23 protein-coding genes are annotated in these 20,811 nt (G+C 67.1%); 17 read left to right on the forward strand and 6 right to left on the reverse strand.

The features are described from left to right. The first annotated feature begins 186 nt into the window (after positions 1-186). From E1263_RS13160 to E1263_RS13215, 12 genes are all read left to right on the forward strand, one after another. Positions 187-927: a hypothetical protein gene (locus E1263_RS13160; protein WP_132167549.1), complete on the forward strand. Its 741-nt coding sequence runs from the start codon at positions 187-189 to the stop codon at positions 925-927. Further along, a complete protein-coding gene (locus tag E1263_RS13165; protein ID WP_132167550.1) occupies positions 927-1,727 on the forward strand; it encodes a CpaE/TadZ family protein in 801 nt (266 codons plus the stop codon). The genes E1263_RS13160 and E1263_RS13165 overlap by 1 nt, the downstream gene beginning before the upstream one ends. Continuing rightward, positions 1,717-3,027: a TadA family conjugal transfer-associated ATPase gene (locus E1263_RS13170; RefSeq protein ID WP_132167551.1), complete on the forward strand. Its 1,311-nt coding sequence runs from the start codon at positions 1,717-1,719 to the stop codon at positions 3,025-3,027. The genes E1263_RS13165 and E1263_RS13170 overlap by 11 nt, the downstream gene beginning before the upstream one ends. 10 nt (positions 3,028-3,037) lie before the next feature. Continuing rightward, a complete protein-coding gene (locus E1263_RS13175; RefSeq protein WP_238161216.1) occupies positions 3,038-3,925 on the forward strand; it encodes a type II secretion system F family protein in 888 nt (295 codons plus the stop codon). Beyond that, positions 3,922-4,836, forward strand: a complete 915-nt coding sequence (locus tag E1263_RS13180) for a type II secretion system F family protein (protein WP_132167553.1) — start codon at positions 3,922-3,924, stop codon at positions 4,834-4,836. The genes E1263_RS13175 and E1263_RS13180 overlap by 4 nt, the downstream gene beginning before the upstream one ends. A gap of 104 nt (positions 4,837-4,940) precedes the next feature. Next, positions 4,941-5,159: a hypothetical protein gene (locus E1263_RS13185; RefSeq protein ID WP_132167554.1), complete on the forward strand. Its 219-nt coding sequence runs from the start codon at positions 4,941-4,943 to the stop codon at positions 5,157-5,159. Positions 5,160-5,165: 6 nt separating this feature from the next. Beyond that, on the forward strand, positions 5,166-5,630 hold the full coding sequence (locus E1263_RS13190) for a TadE/TadG family type IV pilus assembly protein (protein WP_238161217.1): 465 nt from the start codon (positions 5,166-5,168) through the stop codon (positions 5,628-5,630). Then, complete coding sequence (locus E1263_RS13195) at positions 5,627-6,085, forward strand: TadE/TadG family type IV pilus assembly protein (protein ID WP_132167555.1); 459 nt, start codon at positions 5,627-5,629, stop codon at positions 6,083-6,085. Before E1263_RS13190 ends, E1263_RS13195 begins: the two co-directional genes overlap by 4 nt. After that, entirely contained in the window at positions 6,075-6,887 is an 813-nt protein-coding gene (locus E1263_RS13200) for a Tad domain-containing protein (protein ID WP_132167556.1), read from the forward strand. The genes E1263_RS13195 and E1263_RS13200 overlap by 11 nt, the downstream gene beginning before the upstream one ends. An 8-nt stretch (positions 6,888-6,895) precedes the next feature. Then, positions 6,896-7,537, forward strand: a complete 642-nt coding sequence (locus tag E1263_RS13205; RefSeq protein WP_238161218.1) for a hypothetical protein — start codon at positions 6,896-6,898, stop codon at positions 7,535-7,537. A 108-nt stretch (positions 7,538-7,645) separates the two neighbouring features. After that, positions 7,646-8,602 (forward strand): hypothetical protein, encoded by a 957-nt coding sequence (locus tag E1263_RS13210; RefSeq protein ID WP_132167557.1) that lies wholly within the window; start codon positions 7,646-7,648, stop codon positions 8,600-8,602. A gap of 27 nt (positions 8,603-8,629) precedes the next feature. Then, entirely contained in the window at positions 8,630-11,548 is a 2,919-nt protein-coding gene (locus tag E1263_RS13215) for an AfsR/SARP family transcriptional regulator (protein ID WP_132167558.1), read from the forward strand. 124 nt (positions 11,549-11,672) lie between these two features. Here the strand turns inward: E1263_RS13215 and ypfJ are convergent, their stop codons facing one another. Then, positions 11,673-12,572: a KPN_02809 family neutral zinc metallopeptidase gene (ypfJ, locus tag E1263_RS13220; protein ID WP_132167559.1), complete on the reverse strand. Its 900-nt coding sequence runs from the start codon at positions 12,570-12,572 to the stop codon at positions 11,673-11,675. Positions 12,573-12,657: 85 nt separating this feature from the next. On the opposite strand from ypfJ, the gene E1263_RS13225 reads away from it, so the two are divergent. The 3 genes from E1263_RS13225 (at position 12,658) to E1263_RS13235 (ending at position 16,395) form a co-directional block, all read left to right on the forward strand. Next, positions 12,658-13,857 carry an RNA-guided endonuclease InsQ/TnpB family protein gene (locus E1263_RS13225; protein WP_132167560.1) on the forward strand — a complete coding sequence of 400 codons (1,200 nt, stop codon included), beginning with the start codon at positions 12,658-12,660 and terminating at the stop codon, positions 13,855-13,857. 143 nt (positions 13,858-14,000) lie between these two features. After that, the gene (locus E1263_RS13230; RefSeq protein ID WP_132167561.1) at positions 14,001-15,599 is read left to right on the forward strand and encodes an ABC-F family ATP-binding cassette domain-containing protein; all 1,599 of its coding nucleotides are present in this window, start codon (positions 14,001-14,003) and stop codon (positions 15,597-15,599) included. Positions 15,600-15,624: 25 nt separating this feature from the next. Beyond that, the gene (locus tag E1263_RS13235; RefSeq protein WP_132167562.1) at positions 15,625-16,395 is read left to right on the forward strand and encodes an enoyl-CoA hydratase/isomerase family protein; all 771 of its coding nucleotides are present in this window, start codon (positions 15,625-15,627) and stop codon (positions 16,393-16,395) included. Here the strand turns inward: E1263_RS13235 and E1263_RS13240 are convergent, their stop codons facing one another. The 4 genes from E1263_RS13240 to E1263_RS13255 are packed head-to-tail and all read right to left on the reverse strand — an operon-like array spanning position 16,396 to position 17,936. Then, positions 16,396-16,719 (reverse strand): hypothetical protein, encoded by a 324-nt coding sequence (locus E1263_RS13240; protein ID WP_132167563.1) that lies wholly within the window; start codon positions 16,717-16,719, stop codon positions 16,396-16,398. Between the two features lie 7 nt (positions 16,720-16,726). Beyond that, complete coding sequence (locus E1263_RS13245) at positions 16,727-17,161, reverse strand: SRPBCC family protein (RefSeq protein ID WP_132167564.1); 435 nt, start codon at positions 17,159-17,161, stop codon at positions 16,727-16,729. A 5-nt stretch (positions 17,162-17,166) separates the two neighbouring features. Beyond that, positions 17,167-17,514: an ArsR/SmtB family transcription factor gene (locus E1263_RS13250; RefSeq protein WP_132167565.1), complete on the reverse strand. Its 348-nt coding sequence runs from the start codon at positions 17,512-17,514 to the stop codon at positions 17,167-17,169. Further along, complete coding sequence (locus tag E1263_RS13255) at positions 17,511-17,936, reverse strand: SRPBCC domain-containing protein (RefSeq protein WP_132167566.1); 426 nt, start codon at positions 17,934-17,936, stop codon at positions 17,511-17,513. Before E1263_RS13255 ends, E1263_RS13250 begins: the two co-directional genes overlap by 4 nt. Before the next feature lie 147 nt (positions 17,937-18,083). On the opposite strand from E1263_RS13255, the gene E1263_RS13260 reads away from it, so the two are divergent. Continuing rightward, positions 18,084-19,961 carry an ABC transporter ATP-binding protein gene (locus tag E1263_RS13260; RefSeq protein WP_132167590.1) on the forward strand — a complete coding sequence of 626 codons (1,878 nt, stop codon included), beginning with the start codon at positions 18,084-18,086 and terminating at the stop codon, positions 19,959-19,961. A gap of 19 nt (positions 19,962-19,980) precedes the next feature. Then, positions 19,981-20,157 carry a hypothetical protein gene (locus tag E1263_RS42690; protein WP_165956596.1) on the forward strand — a complete coding sequence of 59 codons (177 nt, stop codon included), beginning with the start codon at positions 19,981-19,983 and terminating at the stop codon, positions 20,155-20,157. Here E1263_RS42690 and E1263_RS13265 read toward each other — a convergent pair. Then, a complete protein-coding gene (locus tag E1263_RS13265) occupies positions 20,154-20,663 on the reverse strand; it encodes a hypothetical protein (protein WP_238161219.1) in 510 nt (169 codons plus the stop codon). The genes E1263_RS42690 and E1263_RS13265 overlap by 4 nt on opposite strands. Positions 20,664-20,811: the final 148 nt, after the last annotated feature.

Genomic DNA, 20,811 nt, shown 5'->3' on the forward strand with positions numbered 1-20,811 from the left:
TCGTCTGGCCGGGACGCTAGCAAAGATCCGGTTACTCGCCAGCTACTCACAGCATCCGTTCTGTTAACGATTTACGACCAGGGCGGGGGCCTAGACCAGTTTTTCGGCACGGCGCCAGGGTCGCAGGCCGGTAACGGCCGCCGCCGGTTGGCGAGATTGGCACCGCGATGCCATTACGGTAGGCGCGTGAGTCTCTCGTCCTCCACGCGCAGCCCTGCCCCCAACGCCCGCGGTAAGGGCCGACCGGTCGGCGGTGGTACGAACCGCCTCCCGAGCAACCGAGAGCGGCGGCCAGCTCTGGCCGCGCTGGCGGTGATCCTGATTCTGCTCGGCGCTGCCGGGTCCGCCTTGATCGCCGTGACCAGCGGCAACCGCGACGCGTATGTCGTGATCAAGGTGAAGGAGCTTCCTCCCGGCCACCAGATCGTCGAGAACGACTTGGACAGTGGTGACTTGGCCGGCGAGACCGGTGGTTTGGTCAAGTGGGCTGACCGGAAGCAGGTCATCGACAAGTACACGACCGGCTGGCTCTACAAAGGTCAGTACGTGGGCGGCGACAGTGTGAACGCCACTGTGCCGATTCCGGCGGGTGGAGCGCAGGTTGGTGTTGTGCTCGAAGCCGGCCGTGCGCCTTCTGACGGCATCGACCCCGGCGACATCGTGTCGGTCGTCCGGGTTCCGACCGGTAGCCAGGACAGCGTCGCCGCATCGACGATCGTGTCGGCTGCCTACGTGATGTCTTCAGACGGCGACATCGTCCCCCAGCCGGGCACCAAGGTCACCGTTGACAAGCTCAACGTGACCATTCTCGTGCCGCTCGGCAAGGCCACCACCGTCGCGGCCGCGGCGTCCGCGAAGACGCTGGTGCTGGTGAAACTCGCCCCAGGCACCAAGCCCGACGTACCGCGTAGCAACGGGGGCGGCTGATGGCACTCGTCGCGCTGGCAAGCGCCAAAGGATCTCCTGGCGTCACTACTGCCAGTCTCGTGATCGGCGCGCTCTGGCCGCGACAGGTGTTGTTGGCCGAGTGTGACCCCTCCGGCAGCGATGTCGGTATCCGGATGACCGCACCTGGCGGTACGCCGCTCAACTCCGATCGCGGTCTCGTCAGCCTCGCGGCCGCTAGCCGCAAAGGCCTCGGCGACGAGGTCGTCATGCAGCACAGTCAGCAGCTCGACGGTGGGCTCGACGTACTGCTTGGTGTGCGCTCGCCGGAACAGGTCGGCGGAATGGGCGGTCTCTGGCATCCGCTGGGCGTCACGTTCAACCAGATGCAGACAGGCGACGTACTGGCTGACTGTGGCCGGATCAGTTCGACCTCGCCGCAGCTGCCGATCATTCACTCGGCACGGCTCATCGTGATGGTGTGCTCGGCGACCGGTTCGTCGGTGGCGCATCTGCGCGAGCGGCTGGCGACGCTGGTGCACCACGTCGACGCACAGCTCGGCGTGATCGTCGTCGCGGATCCGAAGAAGCGCGACGCGGTGAAGCAGGTGTGGTCGGTGCTGGACGCGATGTCCGCGCCGGTGCGGCACCGCTGGCATCTGGCGCTCGACCCGGTCGGTGCGGCGTTCTTCGAAGGGCAAGGTCATGGCCGGCTCGAGAAGACCCAGCTGATCCGCTCGGCGACCGACATCACCGCCGAGATGGCTTCGCTGGTCTCAGCCCAGCATGGTTTCGACATGGCGCAGGCCGCGTTCCCGCAGGGGGAGTGGAATGAGCGCTGACCAGGAGCTGGTTCGCCGGCTGCGGTCCCAGGTGGCCGACCGGCTGAACGAACAACGCCGTCGGGACCAGGTGAACGGCGTACCGCCGATGAGTGCCGAGGACGAGCGGGAGTACGCGCGCTCGTTGATCGTGCAGGTGCTTGAGGACCACGCTCGCTACGAGCTGGCCGAAGGCCGGACACCGCCGACCCCCGACGACGATGCGCAGATCGCGGGCGCGATCCACTCGGCGCTGTTCGGTGTCGGGCGGCTGCAACCGCTGATCGACGACCCTGAGGTCGAGAACATCGACATCAACGGCTGCGACCAGGTTTTCGTCCAGTACGGCGATGGTCGCGAAGAGCGGCCCGGTCCGGTGGCCGAGAGCGATGACGAACTGGTCGAGCTGATTCAGGTGCTGGCGGCCCACGCCGGTCTGACCAGCCGTCCGTTCGACTCCGCGAACCCCCAGCTGGACCTGCGGCTGCCGGACGGCTCGCGTCTGTCCGCGGTCATGGGCGTCACCTCGCGGCCCGCGATCTCGATCCGGCGCGCGCGCCTCGGCCGGGTCTACATCCGCGACCTGGTGGCCAACGGCACCTTTACCGAGGACGTCGGTCAGTTCCTCACCGCTGCGGTGCTGGCGCGGAAGAACATCATGATCGCCGGGGCGACGAACTCCGGGAAGACCACGCTGCTCCGCGCGCTCGGCAATGTGATCCCGCCGCACGAGCGCCTGATCACCGTCGAGCGCTCACTGGAGCTCGGTCTCGGGGAGTTCAAGGATCTGCACCCGAACGTCGTTGCGTTCGAGGAGCGGCTGCCGAACTCCGAAGGAATGGGCGCGGTCGAAATGGCCGACCTGGTCCGTCGTTCGCTGCGTATGAACCCGTCGCGCGTCATCGTCGGTGAGGTGCTGGGCGACGAGATCGTCACCATGCTGAACGCGATGAGCCAGGGTAACGACGGCTCCCTGTCGACGATCCACTCGAACAGCTCGATGGAGGTGTTCAACCGCATCAGCACCTACGCGATTCAGGCGACAGAGCGACTGCCGATGGAAGCCACCCAGATGCTGATCGCCGGCGCGCTCGACTTCGTGGTCTTCGTTCGCAAGCAGAACGACTACCAGCACGGCGGTGGCCTGAGCCGGTACGTCGAGAGCATCCGCGAGGTGACTGGCTGGGACGGTCGAGTGCTGTCCAGCGAGGTGTTCGCGCCTGCGCCGGACGGTCGCGCCGCGGCACACGCGCCGATCGCCTGTATGGACGAACTCGAGTACTACGGGTATCGACCCGTCGTACACGGAACGTGGGCGTGACGAGATGAGCATGGAAACTCTGCTGGCCCTGGTCTGCGGTGCGGTGGTGGGCGGCGCGATTCTGCTGCTGATCATCGCGATTCGCGGGACCGAGCCACGTGACGAGACACCGTCGATGTTCCGGCGCGGCTCGAGCGCGGAGAACCGCAAGAACCTGATCCGGATCGCCGTCGGGATCGGCGTCGGCCTCGTCGTACTGGTGGTGACGCAGTGGCTCGTGCTGGCCGCGGCGCTCGGTCTGCTGGCTGCGCTGGCGGACCGATTCTTCGGTGGTGCCGGTGAAGAGCGGCGGTCCATTGAGCGGCTGGAGGCGTTGGCCACCTGGACCGAGGCGCTGCGTGACACGATCGCCGGTGCGGTCGGTCTGGAGCAGGCGATCCCGGCGACTGCTGTGAACGCGGCCCCGGCGATCAAGCCCAGCCTGAACCTGCTGGTCGACCGGCTGCGCATCCGCGAACCGTTGCCCTCGGCACTCATGCGGTTCGCCGACGACCTGGACGACCCCGCCGCCGACCTGATCGTGGCGGCGCTGGTTCTGAACGCACGGCTGCGCGGCCCCGGTCTGCGCGAAGTGCTCAGCGCGCTGGCCGACTCGGCCCGCGAAGAGCTCGACGTACGGCGGAAGGTCGGCGCCGAACGGCGGTCGACCCGGCGGTCGGTGCAGGTGGTGGTCGCGATCACCCTGCTCGTGGCGGCCGCGTTGGTGCTGTTCAATCCGGAGTACGTCAAGCCGTACACGAGTTTCATCGGGCAGTTCGTGCTGTTCATCGTGATCGCGTTGTATGCGGTCGGCCTGGTCTGGCTGCGCCGGCTGGCCAAGATCGAGGTACCCGAGCGGTTCCTGATCGGTGGCAGTCAGAAACCGGCAGACCAGCGGATGGAGGTGGTGGGCGGATGATGTGGGCTTTCGTGACCGGTGCTCTGGTTGGCCTCGGTGCCTACCTGTTGGTGCGGATGCTGATCCGGCCGCGGGCCAATGTGCTTTCGACCATCGCCCGCATCGACGCGGGGCGCGGTGGCGGCGGTGCGACCACGAGCGCCGCCGGAGAGCGCGTTCTCGGTGGCATCGACCGAGCCCGCGAAACGCTCGGCCAGCGCCTCGAGGCCGAGGCCAACGCGCGCGGCTGGGCGTTCGGCAAGCTGCGCCGCGACCTCGCGGTGATGAACCAGCCGTTCGCCGCGATGCTTGCGACCAAGGTGTTCTTCGCGCTCGGCGCGCTGATCTTCATCCCGGTCGTGATGTTCCTGTTCAGCGCGATCGGCTTCGCGGCGCCTGGTGCGACTCCGGCGATCGTGACGCTGGCCGCGATGGCCTTCGCGTTCTTCCTGCCTGACCTGGCGCTGCGGCAGGAAGCAGAGGCACGGCGGCGCGACTTCCGGCATGTGGTCGGCAGCTTCCTCGACCTGGTCGCGATGAACCTGGCTGGTGGCCGCGGTCTGCCCGAGGCTCTGATGACGGCGTCGACCATTGGCGACCACTGGGCGATGGCGCGGATCCGGCAGGCGCTCGCGAACGCGCGGCTGATCGGCATCACGCCGTGGGACGCGATGGCGCGGCTCGGCGATGACCTTGGTGTCGAGGAATTGCGCGACCTGGCCTCGGCGCTCGCACTGGCCGGTGACGAGGGTGCGAAGATCCGCGCGTCGCTGCTGGCGCGTGCCGCCTCGCTGCGGCGCAAAGAGCTTGCCGATGTGGAAGGTAAGGCGGGTGAGCGGTCGCAGTCGATGCTGGTCGCCCAGTTGGTGATGTGCGCCGCGTTCATGCTGTTTCTCGGATTTCCGGCCGGGATCGCGATCCTCGGCAGCTGAAGGCGGGTACGGATCCGTAGCACGGTTCTGTCCGTCGTACAGGGCATACTGAGGCCAGCCCCGGCCTCATGCGGCGTTGGATTCAAGAAATGGAAGGCATGCGAATGAACACCGAACTGCAGTTCTGGCGCACGATGGCTGGCTACGCCGTCGCCCGCGCGCACGCGCAGCGGGCGCGCGCGAAGCAGGGCCGCACGGAGCTCGGCGCCTCGGCGCTGGAGTGGGCCATCATCTCGGCGATCCTGGTCGCCGCCGCGCTGGCCATCGGCCTCGTGGTGCGTCGTGTCATCGACAAGCGCACCGGCGAGATCGAGAACGGCTGACCCACTGTGCCGGTCCGCCCCCCGACCGCCGCACGCGCCCGCCGGCGCCGGATCGCACGCCTTGCCGCGTGGCGATCCGAGCGCGGCGCGAGCGCGCTGGAGCTGGCGATCCTCGCGCCCATGATCATGGCGCTGATCTTCGTCTCGATCCAGACGGCGCTGTTCCTGTACGGCCGCTCGGTCGCGCTGAACGCAGCCCAGGAAGGCGTTTCCCGCCTGCGCCTGGTGCAGCCGCCGGTGTACACCCAGGCGGTGGGGGAGAAGGTCCGCGGCGACATCGAGGAGTACGCCAACCAGCTGGGCGGCACGACGCTGCAAAACGCAGTGGTGGCACCGCCGACGTACAACACTCCTGAGGGCATGGTGTCGTTCACTGTCAGTGGCGACACGGTTTCGCTGGTCCCGGGGCTGAAGCTTCACGTCGAGCGGACGGCGAACGGGCCGATCGAGCAGTTCGGGGCAGACAAGTGAATCTCCGTCAGTTGTTGCGCAAGGCCCTGATTGTCAGGGCCCGCTCTGAGCGGGGTGCGCTGGCGCTGGAGATGGCGGTGCTGGCGCCGATCCTGCTGATCCTGTTCATGTTCCTGCTCGCCTGCGGCCGCTACTTCCAGACCTCGTCCCTGCTGGAGAGCGCCGCCCGCGACGGCGCCCGCGCCGCCAGCATGTCGCGCTCCCAGGCCGACGCCCAGAGCCGCGTCAACGACGCCGTTACCCGCACCATGAGCCAGGCCGTCGCGTCCTGCGCGGGAACCGCCTCCGGCACGCTCACCACCCCGCTCGTCGCGGGCACCCCGCTCTCGGTCGAGGTCACCTGCACCATCGACTACCGCGACCTGAGCTTCCTCGGCCTCAGCGGCGACACCACCATCACCAAGACCTTCACCTCGTCGGTCGACCCGTACCGGGGTGTGCGCGATGGCTCCTGAGACCCACCGCTCCCGCATCGTGGAGTTCGTCCGCATCGATGCCTCCAGCAACGACCGCGGTCGCTTTCCGCAGGGTGCCTTGAGCCCCGCCGTGGCCATCCTCGCCGTGATGATCTTCGCCCTGGCCGGCCTCGTCCTCGACGGCGGCCGCCAGCTAGGCGCCCGCTCCCGGGCCGTCGGCTACGCCCAGGAAGCGGCCCGCGTAGGCGCCGCCACCATCGAGCTGAACGACGCCGAAGCCAAGATCGACACGGTGAAGGCGGCCACCGCCATCGCCGCCTTCTGCGCCCAGGTCGCGGCCAACGACCCCTCGGTCACCTCCTGCGCCCCCACCAAACTGACGGCGGACCAAGTGGACATCTCCGTCGCAATCGCCAACAAAACAACGTTCCTGGGCCTCATCGGCAAAACAACGCTGAAGTCGACCGGCACTGGAACGGCACACGCCGAGCAGGGCGTCGAGAAGAACAACGACAGCCCGACCATCCCGCCGATCTTCATCACGCGGCAGCCCGGCGGACCGGGCTGGACCATCTCCAGTACGGCGGTCCCGCCGAACCTTCCGTGCCCGGCAAGCTGGACGATGGGGTCACCGACTCCGACCTGGACGCTGGCGCCGCTCCCGTTCCCGGCGAGCTGCACGCCGAGCATTACGCCGACTCCCACTCCTACTCCGACAGACGGTGAGGAGAGTCCGACCAAGGCGCCGACGAAGACTCCGACCAAGACGCCACCCGGTGGCGGCGCACCAGCCGGCATCCTGCCCCCGCAGAACTCCCTCCCACCGAGCCTCGGACGCTAAGGATCATCGTGCGCAGTCTTACTTTGACGGTCGCCGCGCTGGCGGGCGCTGCCCTGCTGGCCGGTTGTGGCGGTGCCGCGAATGATGGCGGTAGCCCGGTGCCTGTCGGTGGTAGCTCGAGCTCAACGACCACCGGTACGCCGTCGGCGACACTTTCTGCGCCGACGGCCGTGCCCTCGGATTCCGTGCAGCCGACCAGCGCCCCGCCGAAGAAGGCTCAAGTCATCATGGTGGCGGGGAACTTCGCGTCGAACCCGGCCGTCCAAGGGCTCGTGCAGAGCTACCCGCTGTACTTCCAGTCGCTGGTCAGCAAGGACGACAAGATCCTGCGCACGCAGTTCCCGTCGTTCTTCTACTCGGATGTCTCGCAGGCCATCGTCGACGCACGGACCCAGGGCTGGGTGATGAAACCGCCGGGCAGCGTTGTCGTCCGTGGCGTACAGAACCAGCCGAACAACATCGTCCGGGTCACTACGTGCAGGTCGCAGACCACGCAGTACTGGGATCCGCGTGGAAAGAAGTGGTCGGTGGTGGCGCCGAACGGGACGCCACAGGTGATCGACATGATCAAGACCGGACTGGGCTGGAGGCCGTACAAACTGGCGCCCTCGAGCGGCGCGAAATGCGCAGGAGTGCGCTATCCGGCCTAGATCGGAACGGCGAAATTCACATATCGAACAGGTGACGGCATACCGGACAACGGGCACTATGCACCTTGACATAGATAATCTGCGATGAGACTAGCCTGGGGAGTGAGGATGCGTAACCGAGTGAGTCGCGGACTGGTCGCGCTGGGCGGTGTGTTCGCCCTGCTGATGGCCTTTCCCGCCTCGACCGCGACCGCGGACACCATCCAGACGGGCAACAACGTCTGCACGATGTACGTGAACGCCGTCGGGTTCGGGGCCTTCTGCAGTTCCGGCGAGGCGTACTACCCGGGGCCCGCGGGCGGTCCGCCGCCGACCTGGCGCGACAAGCTCAACGGTCAGGTGTTCATCCCCTGCAAGGACTTCCCAGTACCGGACGGCATCACCCTGCCGAAGCCTCCTGAGGGCAAGAAGTGGGTTCTGCGCCTGTCGATCACGGACTACAACCTTGACACGGTGAACGGTGGCAACAAGGCGCACCTCGAGCGCGCCATCGTCCCGGTGAGTCCGGAAGAAGCACGGCAGTGCCCGGATCGCGACTACATGGAGAAGTTCTGGTGGCAGTTCGGGGACAGCTACCCGGATCCCATCCTGCAGGTGAAGCCGACGTACACGCCGCGCGTCAACGTGCCGGCCTACTTCACGCTGACGCCGGACAGCGCGATCGTGCAGAAGACCGACCCGACGAAGGTCGACCCTGAAGACCTCAACGGGGGCCTGTACGACGCAACGCACAATCTGATCATGCGTGGCTTGGTCGTCGAGATGAAGGTCGATCCGGGCGACGGCACCGCGCCGTTCACGTGCCCGATGGGGATCACGCCGCTCGACGATCCGGACGGGTATGACGAGAACAGTGACCCGTACACGCAGCTGAGCACCTGCAAGCACATCTACAAGAAGTCCAGCGCGAGCCAGCCGGACGCTATGTACACGGTGAAGCTCGACATCACCTGGGAAGTTTCGTACTGGATCAACTCGGGCTCGCAGTGGCAGCCGATCGGCCGCGCGCATGTCCAGGCTGTGCAGCGGTTGCCTGTGCAGGAAGTGCAGGCCATCGGTGGCTGACGTGGGGACGGGGACAGAGGAGCGAGCATGGTGAAGACGAGCGAGCCGTTGCGGTCGGCGCGGTTGCCGCAGCAGCGGTCGGCCAGTCCGGGGACGGATCGGCTGAAGGGGTTCGTGGCGCTGCTGGCGATCCTGGCGATCGTCGGCGGGGTGCCGTATGTGCTGCTGCGCTTCTTCGGGACGCCGTGGCCGGACCAGGTGCCGAACTGGAACGTCCTGATGTCGGAGCTCGACATCAAGGCGATTCTGGGCATCATCGCGTTCTTCATCTGGGTGGCGTGGGCGCATTTCGTGGTCTGCCTGATCGCTGAGGCAATCGCCGAGATCCGCGGTCATGGCCTGTCACCACGGATCCCACTCGGCGGCGGTTCACAGGGTCTCGCACGGCGGCTGATCTCTGCCGTCGTACTGATCGCTGGTGCTGCAGGCGTGGGTATGCCGGTTGCCAGCGCGGTCACGACCAGCCCGGGCACGGTTCCGACGTCGGTTTCGGTTGTTCAAGGTGGGGAGCACGAATCCACCTCGTCGTTCCGCCAGACCGAGAAGCGGAGCTCTGTGCTGTCGGGTTCGGCTCACCAGACGAAGACGACTACCGGCGTACGGACGAACAACGACCAGACTGGTCAGGTCGTCAAGTACACCGAGGTTCGTCCGCCGCATGGCCGGAACTATGACTGCTTGTGGGACATCGCTGAGCGGTATCTGGGGGAGGGTCGCCGCTACAAGGAGATCTACGACCTCAACCACAACAAGCTTCAGCCTGACGGTCGCCGCCTGACGAACCCGGATCTGATCCTGCCGGGCTGGCAGGTTCGCCTGCCTGCCGACGCCAAGGGCGCGGGCGTGCACACGGTGCGCGTGAACGTCGACGCACCGGGCAAGAGCCAGGTGGTCAAGCCCGCCCAGACGCGTACTGCCGCGAAGCCGACGAAGGCCGTCACTCCCGAGCACAGCACGCGCTGGGCCGAGCAGGGCACCGAGTCGGGGTCGTCGGTCGCGATCGGCGGCGTTGCTGCTGATCCGGGCGCCAAGAACATCAAGCCGGGCGACCCGGTGGAGAACCCCGCGACCGCGGGCGACCCGGTCGCGGCTCCGGTCGCGGCCGACCAGGGCTTCGACTTCACGCAGGCCGGCGTCTACGGCTTCGGCGGCACGCTCCTCGCCGCCGGTCTCGCGCTGGCGCTGAAGCGCCGCCGCGGCTGGGCGCAGGGACCGGGTCCGAAGGCTGTCGGCCACCGCCAGACCGAGGTCGGTCTGCGGCTTGCGTCTGACATCCCGACTGCTCAGTTCGTCGACAAGGCGCTGCGTCAGCTCGGTGCGGACATGGCCAAGGACGGCCGCCCGATGCCGAAGGTTGTCGCCGCACTGGTGACCGAGCCTGCGCTCACGCTCGTCCTCGACCCGTACGAGGCGCAGTCCGCTCCTCCTGGCCCCTGGCAGGCAATCGCCGAGGGGACGCGCTGGACGCTGCGCCGCGGGTACGCCCCGACCGGCGAGGTCGACGCACCAGCGCCGTACCCGACGCTGGTGACGATCGGTCAGAACGCCGACGGCGCGACCGTGCTCGTCGACCTCGACACCGCGAACGGCATCGTCAGCTTCGGTGGCGTCAACGCGGCCTCCCGCAACGTGGTCGGTTCGCTGGCGGTCGAGCTCGCCACCAACCTGTGGTCCGAGGGCGCGCACGTCAGCATGGTCGGTTTCGGCGACGACCTCACCACGCTCGCCCCGGGTCGCCTGAGCTACTGGCTCCGGCTCGACGCTGCGCTCTCCGAGGTCACTCGTCGTACGGACGCTCAGTCCCAGGCTTGCGACCGGCGGAACGCTGGTTCGGTCGCCGAGGCCCGCACCACCCACCCGGACCCGCTGCTGTGGGGTGCGGAGATCGTCTTCGTGTCCGCGCCGCCGTCACCGGAGGAGCAGGACCAGCTGAACCGCCTCGCCGAGGACCCGAAGCGGGGCGTCGCAGTCGTCGTAGTCGGTGACGTGCTCAACTCGCCGTGGCGCTTCGTCGTCGACGAGAAGAACCAGGCCGTCTGCCGCCTGCTCGGCCTCGAGGTCGAGGCGCATGCCGTCACGCCGGAGCAGGTCAGCGAGCTGGTCGGCCTGTTCGACGCGGCCGACTCCGACGCGCTCGACAAACGCCGTACGGAGCAGAACATGCCGGCGTACGAGTTCTCGACTACCGACCTCAGCCTGCCCGCGCCGGTCGAGGTCGACCTGCTCGGCCCGGTCGAGGTGGACGCCCGCGGCCCCATCGACGACGGCCGGATCGCGCTCTCCACCGAGATCATCGCGTACCTGGCCAGCCAGGACTACGGCGTCCATCCGAACGTCCTGGCCGGCGCCATCTGGCCCCGCGGCATCAGCGACGAGCTGCGCGACGCCGCCCTGGAGCACACTCGCCGCTGGGTCGGCAAGGACGCCATGTACGCCGACGAGTCCGGCCGCTGGATGCTGAACCGCAGCATCGTCCGCGTCGACTGGGACGTCTTCCGCACCCTGGCCAAGCAGTCGACGATGCAAGAGGACCCGAGAGCAGCCCTCTCGACGGCTCTCGGCCTCGTCCACGGCACCGCCTGGGCCAACCTCCCAGCCGGCCGCTACTCCTGGCTGGCCGCCGCCGGCATCGAACGCCGCATGGCCGAAGCAGTGGTAGACGCAGCCCTCAAGCTCGCCGAAGCCTCCCTAACCCACAACGACGGCCAAACAGCCCGCACAGCCCTCCAAACGGGCCTGTCTTTCTCCCCGGCCTCCGAGGACCTCTGGCGAGCCACCCTCCGCCTAGCCGCCCACTTCGGCAGCTCCCAAGACGTCACCAACGTAGCCACCCAGCTCTACGCCTCCCTGGCCAAACACGGCGCCCCCCGAGGCCCAGAGCCCGAAACCGACGCCCTGGTAGACGAGCTCCTCCCTGGCTACCACCGCCCCGCCCAGGTCGCCTGACCCAGAACGACAAACGCCCTGCACTTCCTCACGGAGGTGCAGGGCGTTCCCATTTCCCTGCCTAGCCACCCAAATCCGGCCGAACGTCTCAGGGGTCAACCCCTGAGATGGTGCGGTGGGCGGACTACAGGGTGCTGGCGGACCAGGTGTCGCAGGTGTTCATGTCGCCGGAGTCGAGGCCGGTTTTGAACCAGCGCATGCGTTGTTCGGCGGTGCCGTGGGAGAAGGACTCGGGGTTGACCTGGCCCTGGGTCTTTTCCTGGATGCGGTCGTCGCCGACGGAGGCGGCGGCGTCGAGGCCGCGGGAGATGTCGTCGTCGGTGAGGTCGAGGATGAAGGGCTTGCCGTTCTTGGCGGGGACCGTGGTGGCGTGGTTGGTCCAGATGCCGGCGAAGCAGTCGGCCTGGAGCTCGGAGCGGACTGAGTCCGAGGTGGGGCCGGAGCGGGTTTTGATGCGGCCGAGGATGCCGTAGAGGTTCTGGATGTGGTGGCCGTACTCGTGGGCGATGACGTAGGCCTCGGCGAAGTCGCCGCCTTCGGCGCCGAGCTCGGTCTGGAGGGTTTTGAAGAAGCCCAGCTCGAGGTAGACGCGCTTGTCGGGCGGGCAGTAGAAGGGGCCGACGGCCGCGGTGGCGGGGCCGCAGCCGGTGCTGACCTGGCCTTCGAAGACGCGCATGGGCGCTTTGACGTACTTCTTGCCGCGGCGGGGGAGCTCGGCGGACCAGAAGCCCTCGATCGAGTTCTGGTCGGCCACGAAGCGGCACTCCGCGCTCGTGGTCACCTTGAGACAGCTGTTGAGGCTGCCGGGGCCGGTGTTCTGGCTGGTGGGCTGCTCGGTGCCGTCGCCGCTGAGGCCGGGGATGCCGCCGTTCAGCAAGACGATGATGACGAGCAGGATGATGCCGCCGATCCCGCCGCCGACCGGAATCATGCCGCCGGGCAAGCCGCTGCGGCCACCGCCACCACTGCCGCGAGTGTCCTCGATACCGCTGGTGTCGAGATCCGCGTCGGGATTGAATTTCACGTGAGTCGTCGCGGACCGTAGAGGTGTCGCGACTTCCTCCTTTCCGAGATCAGGGACTGTCGGTCCCGGCTGCTTGGATCATTCCATGTCCCGGTTCCGCCTGTACCCAACTCCCACCCAGGAGACGGCGTTATTGCAGCACTGCACCCATGCGCGCTACCTGTGGAACCTGGCACTTGAACAGTGGTCGATGTGGACTCGCGACAAGGGCCCGACGCCGAGATTCGCCGAGCAGTGCAGACAGTTGACCGCTGCCCGGGCCGAGTTCGGCTGGTTGCGGGCTGGCTCGCAGACCGTGCAGCAGCAGGCATTGCGGGACTTTACTCAGGCGGTTGAGCAGTTCTACGCCGGGTCTGGCGGAAGGCCGAGTTGGCGCAAAGCCGGGCAGCACGAAGGCTTTCGGATTGTCGGCACGCAGGCGGCTCGGGTCATCAAGCTGAGCCGCAAGTGGGCTGCGGTAAAGGTGCCGAAGATCGGTTGGGTTCGGTTCCGGCTGTCCCGAACTGCTCCCTCTGCGAAGTCCTATCGCATCAAGTGTGACCGGCTCGGCCGCTGGTATCTGGCGTTTGCCGTGATCCCGCCGCCGATTCCCGCGCCCGGGACAGGGAAGACCGTCGGAGTGGACCTTGGGGTTGCCGTGTCGGCCGCCCTGTCGACCGGTGACCTCTTGTCATGTCCCGTGATCTCGAAGAGCGAGCGGGTGCGTCTCGAGCGCTTGCAGCGTCGCCTCGCCCGATGTCGCCGAGGTTCCCAGCGGTGTCGGCGGGTACGAGTCGCGATCGCGAAGCTGCACGCCCGGGTACGGGACCGTCGGAAGGATTGGATAGAGAAGACCAGCACCGATCTTGCGCGACGGTATGACGTCATCCGAGTTGAAGACCTACGGATCACCGCGATGATCAGGCGGCCGAAACCCAAGCCGGATCCTGAGCATTCAGGTGGCTACTTGCCAAACCGGCGACGAGCTAAAGCGGGCCTCAACCGGGGCATCCTTGCCAGTGGATGGGGGCTGCTGGTCCGCAGGTTGGAGGAGAAGGCCCCGGGACGTGTCGAGAAAGTCAACCCTGCCTTCACATCGCAGACCTGCAGCGTCTGTGGGCATTGCGCACCCGGAAATCGCGAGAGCCAAGCGAAGTTTCGGTGCGTTGCCTGCGGGCACCAGGCGAATGCGGATGTCAACGCGGCAGTCAATATCGCGGCCGGACGGGCCGTCAGCGCACGCCGAGAGGTGCCCCAATTGGCCTTGCCGAAGCGTGAACCTCAGCCGACCGCCTCCGGGCGGTAGCTGGAATCCCCGGCCCTTAGGGTGGGGGAGGACGTCAAACCGCATACACTAGTGCTCAGAGCGAGGGATGTAAGGCGTGTCGTGAACCGCGTTGCCGATCCGCCACCTGTACGCCCCCAAGCCTTGAGGACACCTGCGCCGCCATGATCACTGTCTCCAACCTTGAGGTGCGTGTCGGTGCCCGGCAGCTTCTCGCTCCTGCGTCGTTCCGGGTAGGCCCGGGTGACAAGGTCGGGCTGGTCGGGCGGAACGGGGCCGGCAAGACCACGCTGACCAAGATCCTGGCCGGTGAGGGGTTGCCGGCGAGTGGGTCGGTGACGAAGTCGGGCGAGATCGGGTATCTGCCGCAGGATCCGCGGACGGGCGACCTCGACGTACTGGCTCGGGACCGGATCCTGTCCGCGCGCGGGCTGGACGAGGTTGTGCACCGGATGCGTCAAGCGGAGAAGTCGATGGCCAGCGCGGATGAGAAGACGCGCGCCAAGGGCATGCGGCGGTATGAGCGGGCCGAGGCTGAGCTGCATGCAGCCGGCGGGTACGCCGCTGAGTCGGAGGCCGCTCGGATCGCGGCGAACCTGGGCCTGCCGGATCGGGTGCTCGGACAGCCGTTGCACACGTTGTCGGGTGGTCAGCGGCGGCGGGTTGAGCTGGCGCGGATTCTGTTCGCGCAGGCGGAGACGCTGCTGCTCGACGAGCCCACCAACCACCTCGATGCGGACTCGATCGTCTGGCTGCGCGACTTCCTCAAGACGTATCCCGGTGGCGTGATCATGATCAGCCACGATGTGAACCTGCTCGAGGAGACGGTCACCCGGGTCTTCCACCTGGATGCGAACCGGGCCGAGATCGACGTCTACAACGTCGGCTGGAAGGTCTACCTGACGCAGCGTGAGCAGGACGAGCGCCGCCGTAAGCGGGAGCGCTCCAACGCCGAGAAGAAGGCGACCCAGCTCGTCGACCAGGCGAACAAGATGCGCGCCAAGGCGACCAAGGCCACGGCGGCGCAGCAGATGCTGAAGCGCGCCGAGCAGTTGATGTCGGGGCTCGAGGACGAGCGTCGTTCCGACCGCGTCGCGAAGATCTCGTTCCCGTCTCCGGCTCCGTGCGGCAAGACGCCGTTGATGGCGAAGGAGCTGTCCAAGTCGTACGGCTCGCTGGAGATCTTCACCGACGTCGACCTGGCGATCGACCGCGGCTCGCGCGTCGTCGTACTGGGGCTGAACGGTGCCGGGAAGACGACACTGCTGCGCGTCCTGTCCGGGGTCGAGAAGTCGGACACCGGTGAGGTTATCGACGGTCACGGGCTCAAGCTCGGCTACTACGCCCAGGAGCACGACACCCTGGACGTGGACCGGACGGTCCTGGAGAACATGAAGACCGCCGCCCCGGATCTGAATGAGACCCAGGCGCGCAGTGTGCTCGGTGCGTTCCTGTTCTCCGGGGACGACGCCGACAAGCCTGCGAGCGTCTTGTCGGGTGGGGAGAAGACCCGGCTGGCGCTGGCCACGCTGGTTGTCTCGGCCGCCAACGTGCTGCTCCTCGACGAGCCCACCAACAACCTGGACCCGGCGTCGCGTGAAGAGGTGCTGAACGCGATCCGCTCGTACAAGGGCGCGATCGTGCTCGTCACCCACGACGAGGGCGCCGTACAGGCCCTGGAGCCGGAGCGCGTGCTGCTGCTCCCGGATGGCGTCGAGGACCTGTGGACGAACGACTACGCCGACTTGGTGTCGCTCGCCTAAGCTACCGCAGGGTAATGTACGGCGTATGACTGATCTCGGACTGCGGTTCTCGGTGGATGGCTCAGTGGCTCGCGTCGTACTGGACCGGCCGGAGGTGCGCAACGCGCAGACCCCGGCCATGTGGAGTGCGCTGGGCGAATTCGGCCGGTCGCTGCCGGACGACGTACGGGTGGTTGTGCTGTCGGGGGAGGGGCCGTCGTTCTCGGCGGGCCTCGACCGGCGGCTGATCATGGGCGACAACGACCTGGGTCAGGAGCCGTTGCTGTCCATCGGCGCGAAGCCGACCGAGGAGGTCTACGAGCTCGTCAAGGAGTTCCAGGCCGGCTTCACCTGGCTGCGGAACCCGAACATCATCAGCATCGCGGCCGTCCAGGGTCACGCGGTCGGAGCCGGGTTCCAGCTCGCGCTCGCCTGTGACCTGCGGGTGCTGACGCCGGATGCCAAGTTCAGCATGCGCGAGCTGTCCCTCGGCCTGGTCCCCGACCTCGGTGGCACGCAGCCGCTGGTCCAGCTCGTCGGCTACTCCCGTGCGCTCGAGATCTGCGCAACCGGGCGCTGGGTCGAGGCGGCTGAGGCCAAGGAGATCGGTCTCGCGAACATCGTCGTACCGGCCGACGAGCTGGCCGCAACGGTCAAGGACCTGACCGACGCCGTACTGACTCCGCTCGCCGGCGCCATCCGCGAAACCAAGGCGCTGCTCCTGGGCGCAGCGGACCGCTCCTACGCCGACCAGCTGAAGGCCGAAGGCGCCGCCCAAGAACGCCGTCTCAAAGAACTCCTCGCCGCCTTCGGCTGATCAGTCGCCCTGCAGGTGCAGCTCCAAGCCCTCGCCCAGTGCGCACCGCTCGGCCAGCGCCAGGACGGCTGCGAGCAACTCGCGCTCGCCGTCTGAGGTCGCTGCGCCGAGCTCGGTGCTGAGCTCGGCCAGCAGTTGCTCCATCTCGGCCGACGTGAGCGCCAGATCGGCGTACGGATCAACGCGGCTCAGCAGGGGCAACGCGCTGCGCTGGCAGAGGCGGGCAAACAGATCGGCAGCATCCGGTACGACGGCCAGTTGCGTCAGCCGCCGTCGTCGCGGGCTGCTCCCGGGCTGGTCGACCTGGAACAGCGCTACGTCCACGCCCACGTCAGTGCCAGTTGCTTACTTGTACGTCGTTGGGGGCGGGGTCGCCGGTGCCGGTTTCGACGAGCTTTTTGAGGCTCATCAGGAAGGTGGCCCACTTCGTGCTGCAGTGGTACATGAAGGGGACCTGCTCCTGCCAGCCTTCGTGGCGGAACATGACGATCGCGTAGTCGTCCTCCTGGGTGAGGTCGAAGCGGACGTGCGTGCCGATCCACTCGGCGGGGCCGTCGACGACCTCCCAGCGGACGAGCTCGCCGGGGATGCTGTCCAGGACCTTCATGTCGAAGCCGCCGGCCGCGCCGAAGCGGAACTTGATCACGCCGTCGGTGGCGTGGGTGTCCTCGGTCCACCAGGCGGCCAGGCCGTCGATGGTGTCGAGGGACTTGTAGACGTCGTCGACCGAAGCCAGGACGCCGATGCGGTGCAGGATGTCCACCATGTTGCTTACCTCTTTCTGGCCTTCTGAATGGATGCAGCTTGGATGGCTTCTGCCATCCGCTTGATGCGTTGCAGGCGGCCGTCCCAGGCGTCGCGGACGGTCGAGAGTTGTGCGACTGCGCGGGCGAGTTGCTCTTCGTCGACCGTGTAGATGCGTTCGCGTCCGGCGACGGTGGCGTGCACCAGCCCGATACGTTCCAGTACGGCGAGGTGCTTCGCGACCGCCTGCCGGGTGACCGGGAGTCGTTCGCTCAGCGAGGTCGCCGTACCGCCGCCGGCCGCGAGCAGGAGGTCGAGCATCTCCCGCCGGGTCGGGTCGCCGATCGCCGACCAGAGCTCGTCGTCGATGCTCAAGCGACTTTCTCCGCGTACGGCGCCAGTCGCGGCAGGAAGTGGTTCCAGCCGGTCGTGTGCGACTCGAACAGTTCGTCGCCGGTGGGGATCTCGTCGAACCCGGTCTCGCTGAACCGCAGCAGCGTGCCGTCGCCGTCCGGGATCAGCTCGAACGTCGCGAGCACCGAATTGCCCGTGGCCGGCACGTTGCCCACGCCGTACGACCAGCGGAAGGAGAACTTCCGCGGCGGGTCGGCGTCGACGACGGTCAGCGCCTCGACCTTGTCGGTCCCGAAGGTGATCGTGCCGGCCGCCCCCGGTACGGCGGTCAGGTCGGCGTCGTCCGGCCACCACCCGCGCAGGTGTTCCGGCGTACTGACGACCTCGTAGACGACCTCGGGGGAGGCGTCGATCCGGATGTCGCGTGCGATGCTTCGAGTCATTGCCGTCTCTTTCTTTCGCAACCTTTTGTTGCACATGACGATAGTAGATCCGGCGGCGATGTGCAACCAGTGGTTGCGTATCGGAAGATCTGCGGGACCTGACGTGTTGTGAAGGTTCACGCGAAGAGAGGTCAGTGGATGTCGGGTATGGGTGGCGGGATGCCGATGGGCGCCGCGAACTGGCGGCGGATGGACTCGTCGGTCAAGGATCAGAAGCTGGCCAAGGGGACGCTGCGCCGGATTGCCGCGTTCGCGAAGCCCTACAAGGTGCAGATCACGCTGTTCCTGCTGCTGGTGATCGTGGCGGCGGTCCTCGTCATCGCGTCGCCGCTGCTGTTCAAGAAGATCGTGGACGACGGCATCATCAAGGGGAACGGCGGTCTGGTCACCGCGCTGGCCCTGGTGGTCGCCGGGCTGGCGGTCGTCGAGGCGGCGCTCGGGCTGATGCAGCGCTGGTTCTCGGCGCGGATCGGTGAGGGTCTGATCTTCGACCTGCGCACGAAGGTGTTCGCGCACGTCCAGCAGATGCCGGTCGCGTTCTTCACCCGCACGCAGACCGGCGCGCTCGTCTCCCGGCTCAACAACGACGTGATCGGCGCGCAGCAAGCCTTCACCTCGACGCTGTCCGGCGTGGTCTCGAACGTGATCAGCCTGATCCTCGTCGTCGGCGCGATGCTCGTGCTGAGCTGGCAGTTGACCCTGGTCGCGATCCTGATGCTGCCGATCTTCCTGATTCCGGCCCGCATCCTCGGCCGCCGGCTCGCCTCGATGACGCGCGAGCAAATGAATCTGAACGCCGGGATGTCGACGTCGATGACCGAGCGGTTCAGCGTCGGTGGCGCGCTCCTGGTGACGCTGTTCGGCCAGCCCGCGATCGAGAACCGCGATTTCGGCGAGCGCGCCGGTGAGGTGCGCGACCTGGGCATCCGGATCGCGATGCTCGGCCGAGTCTTCTTCACCGCGCTGACGCTGGTCGCCGCGCTGGCAACAGCTCTCGTGTACGGCGTCGGTGGCAACCTCGCCGTACGTCAGACCCTGACCGTCGGGACGCTGCTCGCGTTGGTTGCGCTGCTCGGTCGTCTCTACGGCCCGTTGACCGCGCTCTCCAATGTCCGCGTCGATGTGATGACTGCGCTGGTGTCGTTCGAGCGTGTCTTCGAGGTGCTCGACCTGGAGCCGATGATTCGCAATGCGCCGGAGGCGACCGACCTGCCCAAGGATGCGGCGAGTGTCGAGTTCGACCATGTGGCGTTCGCGTATCCGACCGCCGAGCAGGTCTCGCTCGCGAGTCTCGAGTCGGTTGCCGTGCTGGACAAGCGCGTCTCCGCGCCAGTCCTCGAGGACGTGAACTTCGTCGTACAGCCTGGTCAGATGGTCGCGCTGGTCGGCCCGTCCGGTGCTGGCAAGACCACGATCACGAATCTGGTCGCCCGCCTGTACGACGTCAGTGGGGGAGCCGTCCGGATCGGAGGAGCCGACGTACGGGATGTGACGCTGCAGTCGCTGCACGACCGGATCGGATACGTCACGCAGGACGCGCACATGTTCCACGACACGATCCGCGCGAACCTGAACTACGCCAAGCCCGATGCGACCGACGCGGAGATGATCGAGGCCTTGCGATCGGCGCAGGTCTGGGAGCTGGTGGAGTCGTTGCCGGACGGTCTGGACACCGTCGTCGGGGATCGCGGTCACCGGTTGTCCGGCGGTGAGCGGCAGCGGCTCGCGATTGCGCGGTTGTTGCTGAAGGCACCGCAGATCGTCGTACTGGATGAAGCCACGGCACACCTGGATTCAGAGTCCGAGGTGCACGTCCAGCGGGCGCTCGACACGGCGCTGGAGGGCCGGACGTCGCTGGTGATCGCGCACCGGTTGTCGACGGTCCGCAACGCCGACCTGATCCTGGTCGTTGACCACGGCAACATCGTCGAACGCGGGACACACGAACAGCTCCTCGCGCGCAATGGCGAGTACGCCGATCTCTATCACACCCAGTTCGCAGAGACCGCGCTACCGTTGACCTGAGCCGAGTGGAGGGATGCGGATGATCAAGCTGGCGCTGGTCCTCCTCGCCGGGTACGCGGGCTACAAGGTCGCCTACCACTCCGAAGACGGCCAGCACTACGGCAAGGTCGGCGACCGCGTCCTGCGGACGTCGTTGTCACTGCTGATCGGTGCGCTGGCCGCGGGCATCACCTACGTGGCCCTGTTAAACCGCTAGGACTGCGGCTCCTGCTCCAGCAGATGCAGGACCGGGACTTTCAGGTGCCGGCGGGCCGAGTTCGTCCAGTCCAGGTGGAAGAACTCCGCAACAACATGTGGCCGGGTCAGGATCACGACCTCCTGGCCTGTCGATGCCTCCACAGTTGCAATAAGCGCGTCGATCGGCCGGTCGTGGGTGATCCCGCCCTCAGCGGTCTGCCCGAGATCACGCAGCCGCTGCACGCTCCGGCCGCTGCACCCCTTGGCCTCGCTGTCGATCGCCTTCTGCGCCTCGGCCAGATCCTGCCGCTGCGTGGCAAGCCCCGGGCCGTAGAGATCAGCCGTGCCGAGCGCGCTGATCGAGGCCTCCACGCCGGCCTCGGCGTTGTGGCACGGCACCAGCACGTGGTACTTCACCTCATCAGGCATGTCCTCGTGCAGCTCAACCACACGCTTCGCGTCCGGCTCCGACAGTTCCTGTTCCACGAGCAGTACGACGTCGTACATGGCGCACCTCCAGGTCACGTAGACCCATAGTGCCCCCGTCGTGCGTCCACATGCTCAACTGGATCGTTCCAGTCACCTGATCTTGACCAAGGCTCCGAGACGCCAGCCATCCCTTTGAGCACCGATCAGTCATCAGACGCCCCTCGAAACGACTGAACCGTGCTCA

The organism is Kribbella antibiotica (assembly GCF_004349055.1).
Taxonomy (GTDB): domain Bacteria; phylum Actinomycetota; class Actinomycetes; order Propionibacteriales; family Kribbellaceae; genus Kribbella; species Kribbella antibiotica.